This window comes from Rhizobium sp. PvP014 (genome assembly GCF_017876855.1).
Taxonomy (GTDB): Bacteria; Pseudomonadota; Alphaproteobacteria; order Rhizobiales; family Rhizobiaceae; genus Neorhizobium; species Neorhizobium soli.
The window spans coordinates 2,672,831-2,695,185 of record NZ_JAGIOT010000002.1 but is presented as its reverse complement, the minus strand read 5'-3'; the positions used below and the strand labels follow the sequence as shown (position 1 = coordinate 2,695,185).

General features: G+C 61.8%; 22 protein-coding genes. 7 read left to right on the top strand and 15 right to left on the bottom strand.

What is annotated here, in order from left to right:
• The first annotated feature begins 84 nt into the window (after positions 1–84).
• On the top strand, positions 85–534 hold the full coding sequence (locus J3A65_RS17575; protein ID WP_209902534.1) for a phage regulatory CII family protein: 450 nt from the start codon (positions 85–87) through the stop codon (positions 532–534).
• Between the two features lie 83 nt (positions 535–617).
• Positions 618–863, top strand: a complete 246-nt coding sequence (locus J3A65_RS17570) for a hypothetical protein (RefSeq protein ID WP_192078852.1) — start codon at positions 618–620, stop codon at positions 861–863.
• Between the two features lie 91 nt (positions 864–954).
• Here J3A65_RS17570 and J3A65_RS17565 read toward each other — a convergent pair whose 3' ends face one another.
• The 3 genes from J3A65_RS17565 to J3A65_RS17555 form a co-directional block, all read right to left on the bottom strand.
• Positions 955–1,791, bottom strand: coding sequence for a dihydrodipicolinate synthase family protein (locus J3A65_RS17565; RefSeq protein WP_209902532.1), 837 nt, complete (start codon positions 1,789–1,791; stop codon positions 955–957).
• A gap of 103 nt (positions 1,792–1,894) precedes the next feature.
• Entirely contained in the window at positions 1,895–2,338 is a 444-nt protein-coding gene (locus tag J3A65_RS17560) for a PTS sugar transporter subunit IIA (protein WP_209902530.1), read from the bottom strand.
• A gap of 153 nt (positions 2,339–2,491) precedes the next feature.
• Positions 2,492–2,818 carry a hypothetical protein gene (locus J3A65_RS17555; protein ID WP_209902527.1) on the bottom strand — a complete coding sequence of 109 codons (327 nt, stop codon included), beginning with the start codon at positions 2,816–2,818 and terminating at the stop codon, positions 2,492–2,494.
• 421 nt (positions 2,819–3,239) lie between these two features.
• Between J3A65_RS17555 and fdhA the strand changes: the two genes are divergently transcribed.
• A complete protein-coding gene (fdhA, locus tag J3A65_RS17550) occupies positions 3,240–4,430 on the top strand; it encodes a formaldehyde dehydrogenase, glutathione-independent (RefSeq protein ID WP_192078851.1) in 1,191 nt (396 codons plus the stop codon).
• A gap of 87 nt (positions 4,431–4,517) precedes the next feature.
• On the opposite strand, the gene J3A65_RS17545 is transcribed toward fdhA, so the two are convergent.
• Entirely contained in the window at positions 4,518–5,921 is a 1,404-nt protein-coding gene (locus J3A65_RS17545) for a DUF6880 family protein (protein ID WP_209902525.1), read from the bottom strand.
• 156 nt (positions 5,922–6,077) lie between these two features.
• Here J3A65_RS17545 and J3A65_RS17540 point away from each other — a divergent pair, with 156 nt between their 5' ends.
• The 3 genes from J3A65_RS17540 (at position 6,078) to J3A65_RS17530 (ending at position 8,377) form a co-directional block, all read left to right on the top strand.
• Positions 6,078–6,746, top strand: coding sequence for a pseudouridine synthase (locus J3A65_RS17540; RefSeq protein WP_174197276.1), 669 nt, complete (start codon positions 6,078–6,080; stop codon positions 6,744–6,746).
• A 9-nt stretch (positions 6,747–6,755) separates the two neighbouring features.
• Positions 6,756–7,379 (top strand): class I SAM-dependent methyltransferase, encoded by a 624-nt coding sequence (locus J3A65_RS17535; protein ID WP_174197275.1) that lies wholly within the window; start codon positions 6,756–6,758, stop codon positions 7,377–7,379.
• Between the two features lie 77 nt (positions 7,380–7,456).
• A complete protein-coding gene (locus J3A65_RS17530; RefSeq protein WP_174197274.1) occupies positions 7,457–8,377 on the top strand; it encodes an alpha/beta hydrolase in 921 nt (306 codons plus the stop codon).
• Here J3A65_RS17530 and msrA read toward each other — a convergent pair.
• From msrA to cobA, 8 genes are all read right to left on the bottom strand, one after another.
• Positions 8,367–9,068 (bottom strand): peptide-methionine (S)-S-oxide reductase MsrA, encoded by a 702-nt coding sequence (msrA, locus tag J3A65_RS17525; RefSeq protein ID WP_209902523.1) that lies wholly within the window; start codon positions 9,066–9,068, stop codon positions 8,367–8,369. The two genes, J3A65_RS17530 and msrA, sit on opposite strands and share 11 nt — an antisense overlap.
• 92 nt (positions 9,069–9,160) lie before the next feature.
• Positions 9,161–11,167 (bottom strand): CocE/NonD family hydrolase, encoded by a 2,007-nt coding sequence (locus J3A65_RS17520; protein WP_209902521.1) that lies wholly within the window; start codon positions 11,165–11,167, stop codon positions 9,161–9,163.
• A gap of 20 nt (positions 11,168–11,187) precedes the next feature.
• Positions 11,188–12,831, bottom strand: a complete 1,644-nt coding sequence (locus J3A65_RS17515; RefSeq protein ID WP_209902519.1) for an ABC transporter ATP-binding protein — start codon at positions 12,829–12,831, stop codon at positions 11,188–11,190.
• Entirely contained in the window at positions 12,824–13,651 is an 828-nt protein-coding gene (locus J3A65_RS17510; protein ID WP_209902517.1) for an ABC transporter permease, read from the bottom strand. Before J3A65_RS17510 ends, J3A65_RS17515 begins: the two co-directional genes overlap by 8 nt.
• Positions 13,648–14,655 carry an ABC transporter permease gene (locus J3A65_RS17505; protein WP_092665399.1) on the bottom strand — a complete coding sequence of 336 codons (1,008 nt, stop codon included), beginning with the start codon at positions 14,653–14,655 and terminating at the stop codon, positions 13,648–13,650. Before J3A65_RS17505 ends, J3A65_RS17510 begins: the two co-directional genes overlap by 4 nt.
• 94 nt (positions 14,656–14,749) lie before the next feature.
• Positions 14,750–16,339, bottom strand: coding sequence for an ABC transporter substrate-binding protein (locus tag J3A65_RS17500; RefSeq protein WP_209902515.1), 1,590 nt, complete (start codon positions 16,337–16,339; stop codon positions 14,750–14,752).
• Positions 16,340–16,695: 356 nt separating this feature from the next.
• A complete protein-coding gene (locus J3A65_RS17495; protein WP_092665361.1) occupies positions 16,696–18,009 on the bottom strand; it encodes a cobyrinate a,c-diamide synthase in 1,314 nt (437 codons plus the stop codon).
• Positions 18,006–18,791 carry a uroporphyrinogen-III C-methyltransferase gene (gene cobA / locus J3A65_RS17490; RefSeq protein WP_209902512.1) on the bottom strand — a complete coding sequence of 262 codons (786 nt, stop codon included), beginning with the start codon at positions 18,789–18,791 and terminating at the stop codon, positions 18,006–18,008. The genes J3A65_RS17495 and cobA overlap by 4 nt, the downstream gene beginning before the upstream one ends.
• A 62-nt stretch (positions 18,792–18,853) precedes the next feature.
• Between cobA and J3A65_RS17485 the strand changes: the two genes are divergently transcribed.
• Positions 18,854–19,969 (top strand): cobalt-precorrin-5B (C(1))-methyltransferase, encoded by a 1,116-nt coding sequence (locus J3A65_RS17485; RefSeq protein ID WP_209903588.1) that lies wholly within the window; start codon positions 18,854–18,856, stop codon positions 19,967–19,969.
• On the opposite strand, the gene cobM is transcribed toward J3A65_RS17485, so the two are convergent.
• From cobM to cbiE, 3 genes are read right to left on the bottom strand one after another with little or no spacing between them, the layout of a single operon-like run.
• Positions 19,939–20,727 (bottom strand): precorrin-4 C(11)-methyltransferase, encoded by a 789-nt coding sequence (gene cobM / locus J3A65_RS17480; RefSeq protein WP_209902510.1) that lies wholly within the window; start codon positions 20,725–20,727, stop codon positions 19,939–19,941. The genes J3A65_RS17485 and cobM overlap by 31 nt on opposite strands.
• Complete coding sequence (locus J3A65_RS17475; protein ID WP_192088360.1) at positions 20,724–21,110, bottom strand: cobalamin biosynthesis protein; 387 nt, start codon at positions 21,108–21,110, stop codon at positions 20,724–20,726. Before J3A65_RS17475 ends, cobM begins: the two co-directional genes overlap by 4 nt.
• On the bottom strand, positions 21,107–22,339 hold the full coding sequence (gene cbiE / locus J3A65_RS17470) for a precorrin-6y C5,15-methyltransferase (decarboxylating) subunit CbiE (protein ID WP_209902508.1): 1,233 nt from the start codon (positions 22,337–22,339) through the stop codon (positions 21,107–21,109). Before cbiE ends, J3A65_RS17475 begins: the two co-directional genes overlap by 4 nt.
• Positions 22,340–22,355 lie beyond the last annotated feature (16 nt).

Below are 22,355 nucleotides of genomic sequence, written 5' to 3'. Positions count from 1 at the left end.
TCGCGATCAAAACGCGTGCGCCGTTTTGACGGCCTTGCAGCCTCAGGGCCTCTGTGTGACGATCCAACACTCAGGAGGGACCTCATGAACCGCGGCGAAGATTTTGCCCACATCGTCTACACGCTTCTCGTGGTGGAGAAGCAGATGTCGGTTGAGGAAGCGGCGGCCGCCTTGGGGATGAGCTACGCCTCGCTTCACTCGCGACTGATTGCTCGCAGCCCTTTTTCCGCCGACGAGATCCAGGCTCTGATCAGACTGTTACCGGACCCGAGACTGGCGTCTTATCTTCTAGACGGAAGCGTCTTTGTGGCAGCAGAGCGTATAATGCCTCCGGTCGAGGGACGCCTTGCTAACAAAGCGGTACAGAGGGGAGCGACAAAGGTCGTTGTCGAAGCGGCCGATATCCTTGAGCTTGTGGACGCTGTGTTGGCAGGCGGCGGGCTGGACCACCGTCACAAGAGGCTTCTACTGAAGGATATCGTTGAGGCCGAACGAGCGCTTGCAACACTTCGGTTGCAGATTTCGGAGGACTGATGGGATGCTGTTGCGTTTGAGAAATCTGCTTTGCGGAACTCAAGCTCGATCGCCGCGTCGTCCAGTACGGCTATAAGCTCGTAGTGCCTGTCAGACTCTTCAATCGCAAAATGACGGGCGGCTGCTTCGTTGACGAAGATGCCACCGACCAGCCCGAGGCGGTCGTTTACGATCCAACCACCCCGACGACTTCTGCCAATCAGGAATCTTGGTCCAGCGAAAGCTGTGTTGCCCGGGAGGGGAATCTTCTCATTCGCGGACTGTTTTTCGATCATCATTTGTTTCTCCTTTTGCTCAAGACGCATTCAAAAGCGGCAAAAGAAAAATAAGTCTGAGGGCATGTCGAAATCGATGTGGCTTCGCGACAAAGAAATATAGACGGCGTAGTTTTCAGGCTGGGGCGTGGTCAACGGTCGCTCCTCAAGACTCCGCGCATACGGTGCGAAGGACGATTTCTTCGTCCCGCTCGAGCGGCATCAACGGCAACCGAACGTCGGTGGGAAAGGGGCGATCCAACGAGACGGCAACCTTCAGCCCCGCGACATCACACGTATCCAGTTGCGGTGTGGACCTTGCATCAACGGACCAGTTCGGTGACGTTAACGGTGCTGGGCGGATGTTGTTCAGCGCAGATATCACGCCCGATCCACCAAGTGCGAGGAAGGAAGACAGGGAGTGGTCGTCCCGGGACAAGTGCTTGAACCGGTTGCGCAGCGAGGCCCTGATATTGGCGAAGTGGGCAAGACGTGCGGGGCCGTGGCAAACACCGACGACCTGAGCGAGGTCAGCAAGCTCGACAAGCATCTCTTCCCCGAAATCTCGCGCCGTCCTTGACGGATCGTCGTCGATCAGGATGGGAAGCCGGACGGCAGCGTCGATCTGTCGGAAATGATCGACTACGCCTTTCAGGGTTGGCTTCGTGTAATAGGGCACCGTCAGCAGCAAGGCCTTTGCCCCCAGTTCCTGCGCCCTCAGCGAACGTTCAATCGTCTTCGCCGTACAGTTCGATCCTGTCGTGGCGATGACAGTCAGTTGGCTATCCGCACAGCGGACGGCCGTTCTCAAAAGCAGGTCCTGTTCCCTCTGCTCAAGCGCGCAGCTCTCTCCGATGACATCGTGGACGACGATACCGTCGATTCCCGCCGCGACTTGGTGGCGGACTTCAGCCTCGAAGACTGCGATATCGACGCTGGTGGCTGAGAACGGCGTCAGCATCGCTGTGATAGAAAAAGGCCCAGGCCCCCGAAAGAACGTCATGGTGATTTCCCGTTGAGACGAGACCGACGTCGAACTGATCGCCGATCTTCCAGATGTCGATGGGTCGGACGAACTCGTCAGCTTTCCGTGTGCAAGTATGGCGTCACGCTGTCAGGATTGCATAAACCTGGTCACCGGTCCTGGCCGCCCGTAGCCCTCGAACAGCGTCGCCCTCTCTAAAGCGCCTGGCGACGCATGACAGGACATTGAGGGCTTCCGTCCGTGCGGAAGCGGGCGTCAGAAGCAGAATGACGATGTCGACGGGCTCGCCGTCCACGGCCTCGAAGTCGATCGGGTGCGCCAGAAGAACCATGAGGCAAAATACGGATTCCAGTCCAGCGACTGCAGCATGGGGAAGGGCCACACCGCCCCCGATAGCCGTAGAGCCCAGGACCTCGCGGTCGGATAGTGCTTTGGCGATTATACGGTAAGGAACCGAGGTCGCTTTGCCAGCCTTCTCAGATATCTGCCGCAGGAGGTGTTGTTTTGACGATGAACTCAACCCAACGAAGACGTTCTCCGCCAGGAGAAAATCGTGGACCAACATTTTCTCTCCTCCGTTAAATTCCGAAGCCTGGTTCGTCTCTGAACGAGCTGCACCACCAGCTGCGGGGTTTGCCCTTGTTCGGAAGTCGTGCTGCGTCATCGTGCCCAACACGATGACGCAGCACGACGGGCTTGCCCTGTTGTTTCCGACATTTCAGTTGACGGATGCAATGTTGGTGATGACCTTCGCCACGAACATGACCGAGCCAAGTGCGCAAACAATTCCGAAGATAACGTTGGAGCCACAACATGCCATTCTTGCGTTCCGGCGGGGAAAGACGGCGTTGCGAACAAAGCGCGCGAACATCACGAAACGCACTGAAGCCGCTCCTGACACCACTGCATGTGGGCAAGACAAGCCTCGAAAAGGATCGTCGAATCTCCAAACAATCTGTAGTCGAAAATCATGCCGCACCTTTTTCGGGTCGATGCCCAGGCGCAGGTTGGCGTGGGTCTCCGTCTTTATGGATCGGATACGCATAGGAATTCGAGACGGGGAGCAGGACTAGAATATAGAAAATGCATAGTGATTTTTGACACTTCGCGCCAGGTCACTAGCCCGCCCAACACACCTCCATCTGCCTTAACGCGGTCACAGTGTTTACACGTCGGAGCGGCGTCCCTGAATGACGTCTTGTCTGTTCCTCGGGCGCTCTGACCTATGCGCATTTCGGAAGTCTTCCTCGCCAAATCGCCACTCGTCGCCATTGCATCTCCGCATGTCGTTGTCGCGGCAGTCGAATGGGAATGATGGTGGTCTGCTGCTGGGGTTGAGGTACATTGTTTTGCTCGCCTGATCTTTTCGAGGAGGAAGAGATCGAGGAATGCGGCGGAAGTGCCGCTTCTAGCGAACTGCCGGCGAGCAGCATTGGCTATCCGTCTAACCCAGAGGAGGAATGGGCATGAGCAGGAACAGAGGTGTCGTGTATTTGCGGCCGGGCAAGGTCGAGGTGAGGGATATCGACGACGCCAAGCTCGAGGCGCCGGATGGGCGCCGGATCGAGCATGGCGTTATCCTGAAAGTGATTTCCACCAATATCTGCGGGTCAGACCAGCATATGGTGCGCGGGCGCACGACGGCCTTGCCGGGTCTCGTGCTTGGCCACGAAATTACCGGCGAGGTCATCGAAAAGGGCGTCGATGTCGAGATGCTTGAGATCGGTGATATCGTTTCCGTGCCCTTCAACGTCGCCTGTGGCCGCTGCCGCTGCTGCAAGTCACAGGATACGGGCGTCTGCCTCACCGTCAATCCATCGCGCGCGGGCGGTGCCTATGGCTATGTCGACATGGGCGGCTGGATCGGCGGTCAGGCGCGTTATGTCACTGTTCCCTATGCGGATTTCAATCTTTTGAAATTCCCGGATCGCGACCGGGCGATGTCGAAGATCCGCGATCTGACGATGCTGTCGGATATCCTGCCGACCGGTTTTCACGGAGCGGTCAAGGCAGGCGTAGGGGTCGGATCGACGGTCTATGTTGCGGGCGCTGGTCCAGTCGGTCTCGCAGCGGCGGCGTCGGCGCGCATTCTGGGTGCGGCGGTGGTGATGATCGGTGATTTCAACAAGGATCGTCTCGCCCATGCCGCCAAGGTCGGTTTCGAGCCGATCGATCTGTCGAAAAGCGACCGGCTCGGGGACATGATCGCCGAGGTGGTTGGCACAGACGAGGTCGATAGCGCCATCGATGCCGTCGGTTTCGAAGCTCGTGGGCATTCGGGTGGCGAGCAGCCTGCTATCGTCTTGAACCAGATGATGGAGATCACTCGCGCGGCGGGCTCGATCGGCATTCCCGGCCTTTACGTGACGGAAGATCCCGGTGCGGTGGATGACGCCGCCAAAAAGGGCAGTCTGTCGCTTCGGCTGGGTCTCGGCTGGGCGAAGGCCCAGTCCTTCCACACGGGCCAGACGCCGGTGCTGAAATACAATCGTCAGCTCATGCAAGCCATCCTTCACGACCGGCTGCCGATCGCCGACATCGTCAACGCGAAGATCATCTCGCTTGATGAGGCAGCGCAAGGCTATGAAAGCTTCGACCAGGGGGCCGCGGTCAAATACGTGCTGGATCCTCATGGAGACCTGACGAAAGCCGCGTGATCTCGCCGGCCGAGTTGCAGCCGCTACCCTTGTCCGGCGCCGTATTGGGTGCCGGACAAGGCAGATTCGCCTAACGCTACCAAGTCCTCACGCCACATGGTTCCAGAAGCCACGCTTGCTCCCGTGCAGGCGCTTTAGCGCTGCGACATAGGCCTCGTGGGATATGAGCGTGCCGGGATCGAGGATATGGGGCGCGAGGGCTTGCGCTGTGGCGAGGTGACGGGCTGCGTGCTTGTAGCGGCTGGCTTTTCCATGATCGAGCGAGAAGTCGATCATGCTGCGCAGGATCAGCGTTGCGGCGAGCGGATGATGGGGTGCGAGCATCTCGGCAGTTGATGTCATCAACTCGTAGAGATCGCCATTCAGTTCTGCCGGCCTGTTGATCACCAGTTTCGCCGCCTGGCCGAGTGCGGGCCAGCGCAGGAAGAAGGCGAGCGCCTGGTGAACATCGGGGAATGTCCGGGCATAGGCAAACGCCCTTTCCTCGGCCTCCATATCGTCGAAATCCGGCAGGCGTTTCAAGAATGCGCGCAGGTGAATGTCGCTGAGCGACTGTTCGAACCATCGCCAGCGATCGGCCTGGGCTTCCTCGGTGCGTCCCAGGGTTTCCAGCGTCTCGGCGCGGGCAAGCTGCCACTCCATCTCGCGGTCGGGCGAACCGGTTATCTCGGCGCCATCGAGTGCCTGCAGCGCTTCATCGGCGCGCCCTGCGGAGAGGAGCCGGCGGGCGATTTCGGCAGCGATTGCCGGTATCCGGCGGGTTTCCTCTGGCTGCTCGGCAATGTAGGCATCCACATCACCCGTGGCATCGGCGATCGCCTGAAGCGCGGTACGCACTGTCGTCTCATGATTTCGGTCGTGCCTCGGTGAGGTGGTGCCGATGCTTTCCCGGGCGCTTTCGTCGGGCTCGTTCAACCAATGCATAAGCAGCGATTTCAGGCGGTCGAGGCCTTGAGTGCCGAGGGCCGGGGCCATGGCTGGAATGAACGGGTCGAATTGGCCGTGGCCATTGTTCTGAACCGCCGCCAGAACCCTGTCGGCCAGAATATCGGGGTCGATGCCTGATGCGCTGGCGATGGTGCCGGCATCGCTGCAGGCCTGATGGAAACTCGCAAGCAGCACGCCGCTCGCATCGTCCGTTCTTTCGAAAATCGGCTCACCGAGGGAAAGGAACTGCCAGATCAGCTCGAAGCCTTCGCCTGGATCGTCCGGCGCCACGGTCTCGACGATCGTCTTGCGCTGGGTTTCGAGGTCGGCCTTCGTCGATTTTACCCGTCTCCAGCTGATGACGGTTCGGGCGCGCGCGATGCTGCCGAGCCGCTTGCGAACTTCGCGGGCCACTTCTTCACTGCTGTGGCTGCCGGCCAGTTCCATGCGAAGCTTGCGCTTGTTTGCGGCGCTGCCCATGCTGATCTCGATCAGCAGCTCGGCAAGTCGTTGCGAGCCGAGCGCTTCCAGGTTCTTCGCGTTGAGGGTCGTCTTTGTGGCCATGGGGATGTCGATGCGGTCTTGCGTGAGGTGTCGGGAGCGACAGTTCAGAACCGGACCGGGATTTGCAAGTGTTTCGGCCCGCATTTCGCCATCGGGTTGCTGCCGAGCGCTGCCGAGGACCTTTCACCCTAACGGAATCATTGGTAGATGGTCGCCATGAACGCGCTTTCAGATGCCGCTCCGATCTATAACCCGCCGCAGGATCCCTATCTTTCGCTGCTGCATCGCGATGCGCATCTGCTTGTGTTCAACAAGCCGAGCGGCCTGCTTTCGGTGCCCGGGCGGCATCCGGCGCTCTCCGACAGTCTCCTAACCCGGGTCCAGAAAGATTATCCGCAGGCGCTGATCGTGCACCGGCTGGACAAGGATACATCCGGTGTCGTGGTGATGTCGCTCAACCGCCGGGCACATGCGCTTGTCGCAGCGCAGTTCGAAGGGCGGACCACGCGGAAGTCCTATGTGGCCGAAGTCTGGGGAAGGCTCGAGCAGGCGGAAGGCGTGGTCGACCTGCCGTTGGCGATCGATCCGGATAACAAGCCGCGCCACCGCGTCGATCCTGAGCACGGCAAGCCGGCGCAGACGCGCTGGCAGGTGATGGGATACGGCGAGAACAGGACGCGGCTTCGGCTGTTTCCGCTGACGGGACGCACCCATCAGCTGCGCGTGCATATGAAAGCGCTGGGACATGTTATCATCGGCGACGAGTTCTATGCCGAGGGCGATGCGCTTCTGGCTGCGAACCGTTTGCTTCTCCATGCCGAAGAACTAAGCTTCCGCCATCCTGACGGTTCGGACGTCACGTTCACCGCTCCAACGCCTTTCTGAGATCGGACATTGGCACAAAACCTCGAGAAAACGCCGCTGATCGTCGATTTTGTCGGTGGCGCAGTCGGCCACCGTTTCCGCTCCGGCGAGGGCCGCAAACAGGACCTGCCGAAGGCCGTCGGGTTTTCGAGCGGCACGATCCCTGATGTCGTCGATGCGACGGCAGGCCTCGGCCGGGATGCGTTTCTGCTGGCATCGCTCGGCGCGCGCGTCACGCTGATCGAGCGATCCGAAACGATGCATGCGCTGCTTCTGGAAGGGCTCGAACGGGCGCGGGCGGAAGGCGGGCGCCACGCGGAAACCGTGTCTCGGATGACGCTGGTGCACGGGGATTCCTGTGTTCTGCTGCCGCAGATGAGGCCGCAGGTGATCCTGATCGATCCCATGCATCCGCCACGCGACAAGACGGCTCTGGTGAAGAAAGAGATGCGGCTGATCCGGGATATCGTCGGGACCGATGCGGATTCCGTGCAGCTCATGCAGGTCGCGCTGGAGGCGGCCCAAAACCGGGTCGTGCTGAAGTGGCCGCTGCGCGCCGAGCCGATGCCGGGCGTGCGCAAACCGTCCCACCAGATATTGGGGAAAAGCACCCGGTACGACGTGTTCGTCAAGGCGAAGATCAGCACGGAGTAGGCGTTCATGGCTGCCGGTTGTTGCCCTGCGGCGACGGTTGCGCATAGTATCCCGCAATCATTGGGAGTGCCTTGCCGATGTCAGACAGTGACCAGAAGTCCGGGCCGTTTCCGGAAGAGCCCGGGATCCTTGAATTTCTCGATATCTGCGATCGCTTCTATCCTGTCGGCGCCGTGGATGCGCCGATCGAACAGCAGCGGGACTGGTATGATGCGCTCTGCGCCCGCTTCGACCAGCCGCTGCCGCAAGGCCTGACGTTTCAGGACGAGATGCTGGTCGTGCCGATCCGGCGTTACCGTCCCGCGATAATCGGCACCGGTATCGTTCTCCTCTATCTGCATGGCGGCGGGTTCGTCGTCGGGTCGCTGGATAGCCACCACGCGATCTGCGCGGAGATTGCCGATTTCGCGCAGGCGGAACTGGTCTCTGTCGATTACCGGCTTGCTCCAGAACATGTCTGGCCGGCTCAGACGGACGATTGTTTCGGTGTGATGAAGCAGCTTTTAGGGGAGGGGCGAAAGGTCGTGCTGATCGGCGACAGCGCCGGCGGCAATCTTGCGGCGGGCCTTGCTTTGCGTGCGCGGGACGAAGGACTCTCTGGGATTGCCGGCCAGGTGCTGATCTATCCAGCGCTCGGCGGCGATCTTGTGTCGGGCTCTTACCGTGAGATGGCACATGCGCCGGGGCTCAGCACGGCCGATGTTGCCTATTACCGGGCAGTGCTTAGGGCGCCAGAGATTGAACCCGTCGCGCATCCGCTTCTGGCCCGCGACCTCTCGGGCCTGCCGCCGGCCTATATCACCGTTGCGCATTTCGATCCGTTGCGGGACGATGGCGAACTCTATGCGCGACGGTTGCGAGAGGCGGGCGTCGAGGCGACGTTCCGCGAGGAGCCGCAGATGGTGCATGCCTGGATGCGTGCCCGCCACATGAGTGCTGGCGCACGCAGCGGATTCGAGGCGCTCTGTGAGGCCGTGCGGCGGATGGCTAGCTCTTAGCCTTGGACACCAGAACCGGATCGGCGCGGAATGCGCTCGGGAAGATCGCCTTCAGATTATCGATCTTCGGCATGTCGTTATAGACGATATAGGGATAGCTCGGGTTCAGCGTCAGGAAGTCCTGGTGGTATTTCTCGGCCGGGTAGAAGGCGGAGAGCCTGGAGATTTTCGTGACGATGGCTGCGGGATACAATTTCGTCGCATCGAGCTGGGCGATATAGGCCTCGGCGACCTTTTTCTGCTCGTCGCTGGTGATGAAGATCGCAGAGCGGTACTGCGTCCCGCGATCGGGACCCTGGTAGTTCAGCTGGGTCGGGTTGTGGGCGACGGAGAAGAAGATCTGCAGCAGCTTGCCGTAGCTCACCTGCTTCGGATCGAAGGTAATCTCCACAGCTTCCGCATGGCCCGATTTGCCCGAGCTGACCGTCTCATAGGTCGCAGTCTTCTGGTCGCCGCCGGAATAGCCGGAAACGGCATTGCTGACGCCCTTCACATGCTGGAAAACGCCCTGAACGCCCCAGAAGCAGCCGCCGGCGAAGATAGCTTTCTCGACGTCGCCCTTCGCGGCTTCGTCGATCGCCGGCGCCGGAATGGCAACGGCGGCCTCCTGCGCACGCAGCGTCGATACCGGAAACGCCATCACGATGGCGCTCAGCATTGCCGCCGCCAGACGATTTGCGAAGACTGCCATGGGAACTCCTCCTGTTCGAAACGACTGTCTCAGGGATCCGGGCTTGGCGTCAAATCACATAGACGTACGCAGCCGGCCACGGCCGGCGACGCTTACATGTGATCTCGGGGAATGGCCTTCTCGAACGTCTTTTCGAAGATCTTCCTGTCGCCGTCATAGGCAAGCACCGAAGCGCTGATCAGCCAGTCAGTTGCCGTGCAGGCGAGTTTTGCCGTGGAGACGGTACGGACGGACCACCGGTCGCGCCTCATGTCGCAGGTCCAGACCGAAGTGCCCGTCATCGACAGCGGATCGGTTGGGTCGATCGCCCAGGTCTCCTCGCGCAACTGCCGCGTGGAAAGGCCGGTGCCGGGATGTTCGAACAGGCCGGTGTCTTCTGCCACTTCGTAGCGCGTCTCGTTTTCAGTGAGATCACGGGTGAAGGTGCGGCGTGTGGAGGACGGCGCGTGCTCGATATATTTCGGCAGCGGATCCGGGTTTGCCGGCTGCTTCATCTCGAATGTGTCGTGATCGCCGAGAAGCGGCATGGCAAGCCCGAGCGAGGCGATATCGATCGTCACACCGGGATCGACCGGTGGCGGCAGGATCATCGGCCAGTAGGCGGTCGAGAGCGATAGCCGGATTCGGTGACCCTCCCCGAACCGGTAGCCGCAGGCATCGAGATCGAGGCGGATTTCGACCGGCTGGCCGGGAATGAGCGGTTGCGGATCCTCATTGCCGTCGCGATGGGCGAGGTTGATCACGCCGAAGGAGACGCGGGTCGCGGTGCCGTCGGGATGGATATCGACGATCCGGGCGCAAAGATTGGCGAGCTCGGCATCGGCGCGCAGCGTCAATGTGATGCTTGGTCGTCCGAGATAGGTTTTGGCCTCGTCAAGCGGCGCTGTCTGGAAGACCAAAGATCCGGCATCGTCGCTGCGCTGGTCGCCGGCGAGTTCGGCATCCGGCTTCAACGTAAACCATTCGCCGGCCGCAGTCCCGGTGTCGAGCGGCGACTTCAGATAGATCTCGTGGGCCGGTGCATGCGGGATCGGCATCCCCTCCAGCAGCGTGCCGAACTGGTCGACATAGAAGCACTCGCTTTCCGGTGCGCTCCAGTGAGGCTTGGATACCCAGAAGCCCGGATCGACATCGCGCCGTACCGCCGGTTTCGGGCCGTCGAGAATATAGGCGCGAACCTGGGCTAGGTTTTCGATCCCGTTCTCCTCGCCCCGCAGCCAGCGGTTCCAGAAGGCGATTGCCTCGCCATGAAAATCGGCGCGCGGTTTCGGCCAGGCGAAATGCGGATATTTGTGTACCCAAGGCCCGAGCAAAGCCTTCGCCTTGTCGCCCAGGCCTTCGACGGCCAGCAGCGGCGTGTTGCGATACCCGTCCGCCCAGCCGGCAATGACGAGCGCCGGAATTTCGATAGCCGCATAATCTTCGCAGATGGAGCCGTGTTTCCAGAACCCGTCGCGGCGCTGGTGGGAAAGCCATTCCTCCAGGAAGAAGGGTTCGTTTTCCAGCCGCTCCATCCACATCTCAAGCCAGCGATCGCCGACGATATCGGGATCCGGCGAGCGCGACTGGTAGGCGAGCATGGTGGCGGCCCAGGACAGCTGAGCCGACAGGTGGCAGCCATTCTTGTAATGAATGTCGTCATTGTAGCGGTCGGTGGTCGAGGCGATCGAGATCACGGCCTTGAGCGCCGCTGGTCGAAGCGCTGCCACCTGCAGGCAATTGAAGCCGCCCCAGGAAATGCCCATCATGCCGACGCTGCCGTTCGACCAGGGCTGTTCTGCGATCCAGCCGATCAGCTCGCAGGCATTGGCAAGCTCCAGCTCGGTATATTCACCGTCAATGACGCCGTCGGATTCGCCGGAGCCGCGGATATCGACGCGAACGCCGGCAATGCCAGCTGCGGCAAACACCGGATAGGTGGATTCGTCGCGCGGGCTGGTTCCATCCCGTTTGCGATAGGGCAGAAATTCGAACACTGCCGGCACCGGATCGGCGTCGGCATCGTCAGGCATCCAGATGCGGGCGGCAAGACGGGTTCCGTCGGCAAGCCTGATCCACTGGTTCTCGATGACAGTGAAGGGGCGGTCAGTCATGGTCATGCGCTCTCAAATATCGATCTTCAATTTCCCGCACTTTCCATCCGCCTTGTCGCAAGCACCTTCTCCAGCCAGCCGAGCTGCATCTCGGGCACGGATTTGAGGAGAAGGTCGGTATAGTCGTCGAATGGTGGCGACAGCGCCTGAGATTTCGGGCCGAAGCGGACGAGCTTGCCGCGATGCATGACGGCGACCGAGTCGGCGATTGCCTTCACGATGGCGATGTCATGGGTGATGAACAGATAAGACAGCTGCTGTTCTTCCTGCAGCTTCATCAGCAGCTTTAGGATCCCTTCCGCCACCAGCGGATCGAGCGCCGATGTGGGTTCGTCGCACAAGATGAGCTCGGGCCTTGCGGCAAGGGCGCGGGCAATTGCCACGCGCTGCTTCTGGCCGCCGGAAAGCTCAGCCGGATAGCGATCGATAAAGCCGGTGCCCATCTCGATCTGGTCGAGCAGTTCCCTGACGCGGGCGGTCTTGGCTGCCCCACGCAAGCCATCATAGAAGGTCAGTGGCCGGCCGATGATATCGCGCACCGTCTGGCGCGGGTTCATGGCCGTATCGGCCATCTGGTAGATCAGCTGGATGCGGCGCAGGTCGTCTCTCGGCCGGCTTTTCAGCAACGGCGTCAGCGGCCGGCCCTCGAAGGTGATCGCGCCGCTGCTGGGCGCCAACAGGCCGGTGATGACGCGCGCCAGCGTCGACTTACCCGAGCCGGATTCGCCGACGACCGCAAGCGTCTGGCCCTTGCACAGATGCAGGGAAACATCGTGCAGCACCTTGAACCCGTTCGAATACTGGGCGCTGACATGATCGACCCGCAGAACCGCTTCGGTCTGGTCTTTTGCTTCCTCGCGGGCGGCCTGGCGCACATTGACCAGAGCCCGGGTGTAATCCTGTCTCGGTGCCTCGATGATCTGCTGCACGGGACCGTATTCGACCATCTTGCCGTGGCGCAGCACCATGATGTCGTCGGAGATCTGCGCGACGACGGCCAGATCGTGGGTGATGTAGAGCGCTGCCGTATCTGTTTCCTCGATCGCGTGCTTGATCGCCGCGAGAACGTCGATCTGGGTCGTCACGTCGAGCGCGGTCGTCGGTTCGTCGAACACGATCAGGTCGGGTTTGGAGCAGAGCGCCATCGCCGTCATGGCGCGTTGCAACTGGCCGCCGGAAACCTGGTGCGGAAAGCGATCGCCGAAAGTTTCGGGGTTCGGCAGACCGAGAACCTGGAACAGGTAGAGAGCGCGCTCGCGAGCATCTTCCTTGCTCATCAGGCGATGCTTGACAGTCGCCTCGATAACCTGGTCGCCGAGCTTGTGGGCGGGGTTGAATGCGGCAGCTGCCGATTGCGCGACATAGCAGACGCGGGCGCCGCGCAGCTTGCGGATGCCACCCTTCCCCAGTTGCAGGATGTCGGTGCCGTCAAGTTTCACTTCGCCGCCGGTGATTTCGGCGCCGCCGCGGCCGTAGCCGAGCGCCGCGAGCCCGATCGTTGACTTGCCGGCACCGGATTCGCCGATCAGGCCTAAAACCTTGCCCTTGGCGAGATCGAACGAGACGTCGTCGACGATGGTGATCCGCTTTGGCGGCTCGCCGGGCGGATAGCTTGTCGCCTCGATCTTGAGGTTGCGGACGGAGAGGAGATGAGATTGAGCTTCATGCATCGCCGCGGCCTCCCTTCAGGCTGGAGGTTCGCTTCAGGAGCCAGTCGACCACGAGGTTGACGCAGACGGCGAGGGCCGCAATCGCGGTTCCAGGCACTAGGGCTGCGGGAATGCCGAAGATGATGCCGTCCTTGTTGTCCTTCACCATGCCGCCCCAGTCGGCGGTCGGCGGCTGGATGCCGAGCCCAAGGAAGGAGAGGGTGGAGAGAAACAGGATCGCAAACGCGAAACGCAGGCCGAATTCGGCCAGCAGCGGCGAGAGCGTATTGGGCAGAATTTCGCGAAAGATGATCCAGATCTTGCCTTCACCGCGGAGCTTCGCCGCTTCCACGAATTCCATCACGGCGACATTCAGCGCCACGGCCCGGCCAAGCCGGTAGACGCGGGTGGAATCAAGGATCGCCATCACCAGGATCAGCACGATCAGGTGTTGCGGCAGAACGGCCAGCACCACGAGCGCGAAGATCAGCGTCGGAATCGACATCATCAGGTCGTTGAAGCGGGAAAACACCGTATCGACGAGGCCACCTGAAACGGCGGCGGTAAAGCTCAGGATGATCCCGAGCGAAAAGGAAATCACGGTTGCCGCCAAAGCGACAATCAGCGTCGTGCGCGCACCGAAGATCAGGCGCGACAGGATATCGCGGCCGAGATTGTCGAGGCCGAAGAAGAATTGCGCATCGGCCTCCTGCCAGACATTGCCGACGACTTCGGTCTCGCCGTAAGGGGAAATCCAGGGCGCGAACAGGGCGCAGAATAGTGCGAGCGCGATACCGAACAGGCCGACCCAGGCGGTGATGGGGATTTCTTTCAATCTCATCGTGGATGCCTCAGACGGGGGTTGGCGATGATCGCGAGAATGTCCGCCACCATGTTGAGGAGGATGTAGACGGCTGCAAAGATGAGGCCGCAGGCCTGGACGACCGGCATGTCGCGCACGGTCACCGCATCGACCATGTACTGACCCATGCCGGGATAGACGAACACGACCTCGACCACGACGACGCCAACGACGAGATAGGCGAGGTTCAAGGCGACGACGTTGATGATCGGGGCGAGCGCATTGGGTGCCGCATGCTTGACGATCGCGCGCCAGCCGGACAGGCCCTTGAGCTCGGCGGTTTCCATATAGGCCGAGGACATGACGGAGAGGATCGCCGCCCGCGTCATCCGCATCATGTGGGCGAGCACGACGAGAACGAGTGTCGCGGTCGGCAGGGCGATCGTCTGGAGGCGCTCCATGAAGCCCATGCCCTGATAGACTGTCGCCGGGAAGGTGGCGATGCCGAAATTGACGGCGAAATACAGGATCAGCAGGTAGCCGACGAAGAATTCCGGAAGCGAGATGGCCGCAAGCGAGATCACGTTGATGATTTTGTCCGGGATGCGATCGCGGAAATGCACCGAGAGCATGCCGAGACAGATCGCCAGCGGCACGGCGATGACGGCCGCAAAGGCGGCGAGGAAGAGCGAATTGCCCAACCGGTTGCCGACCTGTTCGGAGACCGAATTGCGGCTTGCCCAGGACGTGCCGAAATCGCCTTGCAGGACACCGCCCAGCCAGTCGAAATAGCGGGTGACAAGGGGCCGGTCGAGGCCGAGTTCGGCGGTGATGTTGGCCACAGCCTCCGGTGTCGCGGACTGACCGAGATAGGTGGAGGCGAAATCGCCGGGCAGCGCTTCGACGCCGCCGAAAATCAGGGCCGACACTGCCAGAAGCAGGATCAGCGAAAGCACCATGCGCTGGGCGATAATGCTCAGCAGCGGAAAGCGCTCTCTCAAGCTGCGGGCCGGCGAACCGCCAGCCTCTGTGGAATTGGACATATGGCGCGATCCCGTATCCGAAATGAAGGGTTCAGACCGCAGGTTTTCCTGCGGTCCATATTCATCGGCGGGGCTTCGTAGCCCCTATCGGGTATCAGGCGTCGAGCCAGACGCGGGTCGCGACATAGCCGTTCGACATGTCGTTGCCGATGTCCTTGACGTAACCCTGAAGCTTCTTCGACGCCGCATTCACGAAGTCGTTGAACATCGGCAGGATCGTGCCGCCTTCATCGCGCACCAGCACCGCCATCTCGCGGTACATTTCACGGCGTTTGGCTTCATCCAGTTCGCCGCGGGCGGTGATCAGCAGCTTGTCGAACTTCTCGTTCTTGAAGCGGGTGTCGTTCCAGTCTGCAGACGACAGATAGGCGCCGGAATAGAACTGGTCCTGCGTGGCGCGGCTGCCCCAGTAGGAGGCCGAGAACGGCTGCACGTTCCAGACGTTCGACCAGTAGCCGTCACCCGGCTCGCGCTTGATCTCGATGTCGATACCGGCCTTCTTCGCGCTCTGCTGGAAGAGAACCGACGCATCGACAGCGCCCGGGAAGGCAACTTCCGACGTGCGCAGAAGCACCGAGCCGCTATGGCCTGACTTCTTGAAGTGGAACTTCGCCTTGTCCGGATCGTAGGAGCGTTGCTCGATGCCCTCGGGGAAGAGCGCATAGGTGTCGTTGATCGGGAAGTCGTTGCCGACCTTGCCGTAGCCACCGAGGATGCGCTTGACCATTTCCTCGCGGTCGATGGACAGTTTCAGGGCCATGCGCAGATCGTTGTTGTCGAACGGCGCCTTGTCGCAATGCATGATGAAAACGTAGTGGCCGCCGCCGGACGTGGTCAGAAGCTGCACCGTCGGGGCGCGCGTCAGAAGCGGCACGGTCTTTGGATCGACGCGGTTGATGAACTGCACCTGGCCGGACGACAAGGCCGCGATGCGGGCGGTTGCGTCGTTCATGGTGATGATTTCGACCGTCTCGACATGACCGCGGTCGGAACGCCAGTCGCTAGTGTTCTTCTCGAAGGTCATGCGAACGCCAGGCTCGAAGCTCTTGACCTTGTAGGCACCGGTGCCGATGCCGGCATTCGGCGCGTCGACACCGCCGTTCGGCTGGATGACGAGATGGTAGTCGGTGAAGATCGCGGGAAGGTCGGCGTTGCCGCTATCCAGCGTCACGACCAGATCGCCGCTCTTGTTTTCGATCGACTTGATGGATTTCAGAACGCCGGCTGCACCGGATTCGGTCTTGCTATCGCTATGGCGCTTCAAGGTCGCGACCACGTCGTCGGTGGTCATTTCCTTGCCGTCGTGGAACTGCACGCCCTTGCGGATCTTGAAGGTCCAGGTCTTGGCGTCCGGCGATGGCGACCAGGATTCGGCAAGCGATGGAACCGGTGCGCGGGTTTCCGGATGGGTTTCGACCAGCGTGTCGCCCCAGGTGCGGACCGCGGTGAACATCACCTGCGAGGTCGCCTTGGCGGGATCGATGCTGTCGGTCGCGGCACCACCCTCGAGGCCGAGCTTTAGGTTGCCGCCCTTCTTGGGGGCCTGCGCAGAGGCGCTGGTTGCGTAAAGCTGGCTTGCTGCAGCCAGTGTCACGCCCGCTGCCATGGCGCGGCCCATGAATTCGCGGCGGTTCATGCCACCTGTCGTGACACGGCCAGCGAGGTATTTCGTAATATCGTTCATTTCCCTGTTCCCTTTTATTCGATGCAGTTTTCTGCGTTCTTTATCTGCGCTGTCTCGCCGGGTTTCCTCTTCCACAGCGGTTTGCGCATTATTCCGTCGATCGTGGGAAATGGTTCGGTTGCGGCCGACATAACTTCCTTTCTGATGCAGTCCCCGGCTCTTATCGTGCGAGCTCTATGCCTCGGGAAATAGTCTGCTTAGCGATCGAAGGCCCGTTGAGGCGTGATGGAGATTACGGTCGCGTTGCCGCGTGGGTGAGCCTTCGCTACGACATTAAGTGCCTTCGATGCGACACATTTAGCAACCCCCCATGGGTTGCGAAAATTAGGCGCCTGTCGAAAGGGATGCAAATCCTGCTAATCGCGCGCTATCGCATGGAAAAACGTGCCGGTCACCCTTCCCCGGAAACCGCCCGACGGACCTATTTCGTCGCCTCGACCATCTGCAATCATAGCGAGAGGTTGGTCGGTTCCGGCTTCGATCACTCGAGCATAATGGAATTCGTGGCCCCGCACCACGTCGCCTATTTTACCAATGGCACTTTCTCTCATCAGGCGCGCTTGGCGGTAGCCGAGGTTCATCTTACGCTTGGAAAAGCTTGTGGAATGGGAAAGCAGGCCGGTCATGGTGTGGCTGACGCCGTCGGCATCCTCCAGCCTTTCGCCAAGCACCATGTAACCACCGCATTCGCCGTGGACCGGCTTCGTCTCCGAGAAGGTCTTCAGCCCTGTCTTGAACGTGTCAGCCGCCGCAAGCCGTCCCGCATGCAGTTCGGGATAACCGCCCGGCAGCCAGCAGACATCGCAGTCGGCCGGAGGCGCTTCATCGGCAAGCGGCGAGAAGTGGACGATCTCGGCCCCCATCGCGTGCCATTCCCGCTTGATATGCGGGTAGAGAAAGGTAAAGGCGGCATCTTCGGCAAGTGCTATCCGCTGACCTGGCGGCGGTAATGCCTTTTCGGTCGTCCCGGAGGCGATATCGAACGGACGTGCTGCCTCGAAAATCGCGTCGAGATCCAGCGACTGTTCCATCGCGTCGGCCAGCCGGTCGATATGGGCGTCCATCTGCGGATGTTCGCTTGCCTGCACGAGGCCCAGATGGCGTTCGGGCAGGGTCAGGGTCGGATCGCGCAAAATCGTGCCGACAACGGTCAGCCCGATCGCGGAGATGGCGTCGCCGGAGAGTTTTCTGTGGCGCTCGCTTCCGGCCCGGTTGAGCACGCAGGCTGCCATCTTCACGGTCGGATCATAATGCATGAAGCCGCAGGCGACGGCCGCCGCCGTCTGGCTCTGTCCCGACACGTCGAGCACCAGCAGAACCGGCAGGCCGAAAAGGCGCGCGAGATCGGACGCGGCACCTGAGCGACCGGGTTCGCCTAGAATGCCGTCGAAAAGACCCATGGCGCTTTCGATCAGAATCAGGTCCGCATCCTCTGCCTGGCCGCGTGCCAGATGCCGCAGAAGATCGGGGGCCATGGCCCAGCTGTCGAGATTGAGCCCGGGCAGGCGGGTTGCCGCTTCGTGGAAACCGGGATCGATATAATCAGGCCCGGTCTTGATGCCGCGCACCTTGATGCCCCGGCGCTGGAAGGCGCGCAACAGGCCGATGGTGACGCTGGTCTTGCCGGAGCCCGAGCGCGGTGCGCCGATGATCAGTGCGCGGGCCGTCATGGTGCAGGTCCCGAAAGGATGGCCTGCATATCGACGATCCTGCCGATCACGATCAGCGCCGGCGCCTGGAAATCCTGGCGCTGCACTTCTGCTTCAACGGTCGCAAGCGTTGCAATCATCGAGCTCTCCAGGGGTGTGGTTGCCGCCATCAGAACCGCGACGGGTGTATCGCCTGCCAATCCGCCCTCCATCAGCAGCCGCGCGATCGTGCCGATCGTGCTTACACCCATATAGACGACGATGGGCTCGCCCGTCTTTGCCAAAGCTTTCCAGTCGAGATCGCCAGGCGTGCCGGCGGCATGCCCTGTTGCAAGCGTGATCGAGCGGCTGATGCCGCGCATCGTCGCTGGAATGTTGGCGCAGGCGAGTGCGGCAAGGGCAGAGGTCATGCCGGGCAGAATCCGGAAGGGGATATCGGCCTTCACCAGCGCTTCGGCCTCTTCGCCGCCGCGGCCGAAGATAAACGGGTCGCCGCCCTTCAGACGCAGCACGCGTTTGCCGGATCTTGCGAGTTCGATCAGCCTCGCGGTGATATCGTCCTGCGCCACCGAAGGTTTGCCGCCGCGCTTGCCGACGAAGATCATGTCGCTTGTCTGCGCCAACGCGAGGACGGCGTCCGAGACCAGCGCGTCATGCACGATCACGTCGGCTTTTTGCAGCGCATCGGCGACTTCCAGCGTCAGATAGCGCGGATGACCGGGGCCGGAGCCGGCCAGCCAGACATGGCCGGGCTCGAACTCCGGTGCTTCGACGATGGTTTCGATCAACTCATTCATGGGCATGGAGTGCAAACCTTTTGCCGGCCGGTGAAGGCCGGGCTATAGAAACGACCATGGAAGCCGCCATCGATATTGACAGCAAGACCCTGCGACGTGGCTGGACCACGGGAACCTGCGCTGCGGCCGCCACGAAGGCTGCCTGTCTGGCGCTGATGACAGGCGAATTTCCGGCGCTGGTGGAGGTGACCCTGCCCGGCGGCCAACGGCCGGGTTTTGCGCTGGCCATCGAAGAGGTGGGCGAGGGTTTCGCAAAGGCCGGCATCATCAAGGATGCCGGCGACGACCCAGATGTCACCCATGGCGCGCTGATCATGAGCACGGTGCGGCGCGGGGCGCCCGCAACCGGGATCACCTTCAAGGCCGGACCGGGCGTCGGTACGGTGACGCGGCCCGGTCTGCCGCTGCCACCCGGCGAGCCCTCGATCAACCCGGTGCCGCGGCAGATGATTGCGCAGGCGATCCTTGAGGTTGCCGGCGAGGGCGCCGATTTTGAGGTGGAGATTTCGGTGCCCGACGGCGAAAAGATCGCCGAAAAGACGCTGAACGGCCGGCTCGGCATTGTCGGCGGTATATCGATCCTCGGCACGACCGGGATCGTCATCCCGTATTCGTGCTCGGCCTGGATCCATTCCATCTGGCGCGGCATCGATGTGGCGCGCGCGGCCGGCCTCGATCACATTTCCGGCGCCACCGGCAATACGTCCGAAAAGGCGGCGCAGGCCTATCATGACCTCTCCGATGTCGCGCTGATCGACATGGGCGATTTCGTCGGCGGCATGCTGAAATATATCCGCAGCCATCCGGTGCCGAAGGTGACGATTGCCGGCGGCGTCGCCAAGATGACCAAGCTCGCCCAGGGCATGCTCGACGTGCATTCCAAGCGCGGGCTTGCCGATCTCGAAGCGCTTGCCAAGGTGGCGGAAGACGCTGGCGCCGATGCCGATCTCGTTGCGCGGATCATCGCTGCAAACACTGTCGCGCAGGCGTTCGAGATGGCTGGCGCGCGTGGTCTGAAGCTCGGTGACCGCATTGCCGCGCTTGCCTGGAAGACCGCCGCAAAGTCGCTCGGCGACCCTAAGATCGCGCTGGAGATCCTGGTGTTCGACCGGCACGGCCAGCTTGCCGGACGAACGGAATTCACGCCGTCCGATCATTCCGGGTCCTTAGCCGCAGAGAGCTGATCCCAGCCGGGGCGGAAGCGTCGTACATAGTCTGCATTGTATAGCTGGCTCTCGACGAAATCCGTCGCTCCCAGCCCTTTGCCGACGAAGATCAGCGCGGTGCGTTCTGCCGGTTCTGCGGCCAGCTTCGCTGCAATATCGGCAAGCGTGCCGGTGATGATGCGCTCTTCCGGCCACGAGGCGCGCACGACGATCGCCACCGGGCAGTCTGGACCGTAAAGCGGCGTCAGCTCCTCGACGATCCTGTCGAGTGCATGGATGGCGAGATGGATAGCAAGCGTTGCACCTGTCGCGCCAAACGCTTTCAGCGTTTCGCCCTCGGGCATTTTCGAGGCGCGGCCGGAGACGCGTGTGAGGACAAGGCTTTGCGCGACTTCGGGAATTGTCAGCTCCCGCCGCAACGCGGCGGCGGCGGCGGCAAACGAGGGGACACCGGGGGTCAGCGTATAGTCGATGCCGTGCTTCTCCAGCCGGCGGATCTGCTCGGCCACGGCACTCCAGACCGAGAGATCGCCCGAATGCAGGCGGGCCACATCCTTGCCGGCCTGGTGAGCGGCTACATATTCGGCCTCGATATCGTCAAGCGACAGAGAGCCGGTATCAACGATCCTTGCATCGGCCGGGCAGTAATCCAGCAATTCCTTCGGCATGATCGAGCCTGCATAGAGGCAGACAGGCGAGCGGCTGAGGATATCGCGACCACGGACGGTGATGAGATCCGCGGCACCGGGGCCGGCGCCGATGAAGTGGACGGTCATGAATAGTCTTTCGTTTGCGCCAAGGCGCAGGTGGCGCCCTGGGATATCAGCCGCGGCACGATGATTTCGGACCATTCTCCCGCAGCCGCAAGCGCCGCACCTTCGGACAGGCTGGATGACGGCGTCTGGGCAAGGCTGTGGCGGGAAACGGTCTTCGTTCTCGGCTCGGCGTCGAGCAACGCCTGGTCGCTGACGATGTGAAGCGGAATGCCCAGCGTTTCGGCCAGCTGCAGAATGCCGGGTTCCTGCCGCTTGATCTCTCCGGTGGCAAGTGCCCCAATCGATCCCCTGATGATACCGGCCTCAGTGCAGGCCGCATCGAGAGCGGACAGAAGGTCTGCGCGTGTGGTGCCCTTGCGGCAACCCAAACCGGCGACGATCATGGTTCTGTTCCTTTTGTCCAAGTCCACTGCGTGACCGGCATGGCCGGCTTCCAGCCCTGCATCGACCCGACGGGTGAGGCCCGCGAGACATCCATGCGGATGAGGCTGCCGCCGAGCGTGGCTTTTGCGGTCAGCAGCACCGCTTCCATCTCCAGCGTCACGGCGTTGGCAACGAGCCTGCCGCCGGATTTCAGCGCTGCAGCGGCCGTCTCGAAGACACCAGGTTCGCTGCCGCCGCCGCCGATGAAGATCGCATCCGGTGGGGGGAGGCCATGGAGCGCCGACGGTGCTTCGCCCTCGACCACGACGAGGCCCGGCACGCCGAAGCGTGCGGCATTGCGCTTGATGCGAGCGGCGCGCTCGGGATGGGCTTCAACGCCGATCGCCTTCATCGACGGATCGGCCAGCATCCATTCGATGCCGATCGAACCGGAGCCGGCTCCGATATCCCAGAGTAGCTCGCCGCGCCGGGGCGACAGAGCCGACAGCGTCAAGGCCCGGATCTCGCGTTTGGTGATCTGACCGTCATGCTCGAACAGGGCATCATCAAGGCCGAAGCCCAGCGGCAGAATGCGCGCCGGACCGTTTGCAGCAACGTCGATCGCGACGACGTTCAGCACGTTGATATCCTGCAATGCAAATCCGTCCGCCTGCACCACGCGGATTCGCTCCGCTTGGCCGCCGAGCGCTTCCAGCACGGTCAGCTGCGACTTCCCGAAGCCGCTCTCCGTCAGGAGCGCCGCCAGTTCCGCAGGGCCGCGTTCATCCGACGTGAGCGCGATCACGCGCCGGCCCGGGTGCAGAAGCGGTCGGATGAGATCCAGTGGGCGACCGTGGAGCGAAACCGTCTCGATCTCCTGCAGCGGCCAGCCGAGACGGGACGCTGCGAGCGAAAATGCGGACGAGGACGGATAGGCGATAAATTCGTCCGCCGGCACATGGCGTGACAGGGTTGCGCCGACGCCGAAGCAGAAGGGATCGCCGGAGGCAAGAACACAGACGTTGCGGCCACGCAGCGCGACGACATCGCGCATGGCGGCATCGAAGGGCGTCGGCCATGGGCGCGCTTCGCCTGTGATGAGGGATGCGGCGAGTTCCAGATGCCGCTTTCCGCCGAACACAAATGCGGCGGCCGCGATCGTGTCGCGGGCATTGTCGCCGAGACCCTTCACGCCATCCTCGCCGATGCCGACGATGGACAGCCAGCGGCTTTGGTTTAAAGCTCTCATCTCTGATTCAGGAGGC

Coding starts and splice junctions, on each gene's coding strand:
- J3A65_RS17515 (WP_209902519.1), bottom strand. CDS start 12,831: ATGCATGAAGCTCAATCTCATCTCCTCTCCGTCCGCAACCTCAAGATC.
- J3A65_RS17565 (WP_209902532.1), bottom strand. CDS start 1,791: ATGACGTTCTTTCGGGGGCCTGGGCCTTTTTCTATCACAGCGATGCTG.
- J3A65_RS17520 (WP_209902521.1), bottom strand. CDS start 11,167: ATGACCATGACTGACCGCCCCTTCACTGTCATCGAGAACCAGTGGATC.
- cobM (WP_209902510.1), bottom strand. CDS start 20,727: ATGACCGTCCACTTCATCGGCGCCGGCCCCGGTGCCGCGGATCTCATC.
- fdhA (WP_192078851.1), top strand. CDS start 3,240: ATGAGCAGGAACAGAGGTGTCGTGTATTTGCGGCCGGGCAAGGTCGAG.
- J3A65_RS17575 (WP_209902534.1), top strand. CDS start 85: ATGAACCGCGGCGAAGATTTTGCCCACATCGTCTACACGCTTCTCGTG.
- msrA (WP_209902523.1), bottom strand. CDS start 9,068: ATGGCAGTCTTCGCAAATCGTCTGGCGGCGGCAATGCTGAGCGCCATC.
- J3A65_RS17505 (WP_092665399.1), bottom strand. CDS start 14,655: ATGTCCAATTCCACAGAGGCTGGCGGTTCGCCGGCCCGCAGCTTGAGA.
- J3A65_RS17500 (WP_209902515.1), bottom strand. CDS start 16,339: ATGAACGATATTACGAAATACCTCGCTGGCCGTGTCACGACAGGTGGC.
- J3A65_RS17530 (WP_174197274.1), top strand. CDS start 7,457: ATGTCAGACAGTGACCAGAAGTCCGGGCCGTTTCCGGAAGAGCCCGGG.
- J3A65_RS17495 (WP_092665361.1), bottom strand. CDS start 18,009: ATGACGGCCCGCGCACTGATCATCGGCGCACCGCGCTCGGGCTCCGGC.
- J3A65_RS17540 (WP_174197276.1), top strand. CDS start 6,078: ATGAACGCGCTTTCAGATGCCGCTCCGATCTATAACCCGCCGCAGGAT.
- J3A65_RS17545 (WP_209902525.1), bottom strand. CDS start 5,921: ATGGCCACAAAGACGACCCTCAACGCGAAGAACCTGGAAGCGCTCGGC.
- J3A65_RS17475 (WP_192088360.1), bottom strand. CDS start 21,110: ATGATCGTCGCCGGTTTGGGTTGCCGCAAGGGCACCACACGCGCAGAC.
- J3A65_RS17510 (WP_209902517.1), bottom strand. CDS start 13,651: ATGAGATTGAAAGAAATCCCCATCACCGCCTGGGTCGGCCTGTTCGGT.
- J3A65_RS17555 (WP_209902527.1), bottom strand. CDS start 2,818: ATGCGTATCCGATCCATAAAGACGGAGACCCACGCCAACCTGCGCCTG.
- cbiE (WP_209902508.1), bottom strand. CDS start 22,339: ATGAGAGCTTTAAACCAAAGCCGCTGGCTGTCCATCGTCGGCATCGGC.
- cobA (WP_209902512.1), bottom strand. CDS start 18,791: ATGCCCATGAATGAGTTGATCGAAACCATCGTCGAAGCACCGGAGTTC.
- J3A65_RS17560 (WP_209902530.1), bottom strand. CDS start 2,338: ATGTTGGTCCACGATTTTCTCCTGGCGGAGAACGTCTTCGTTGGGTTG.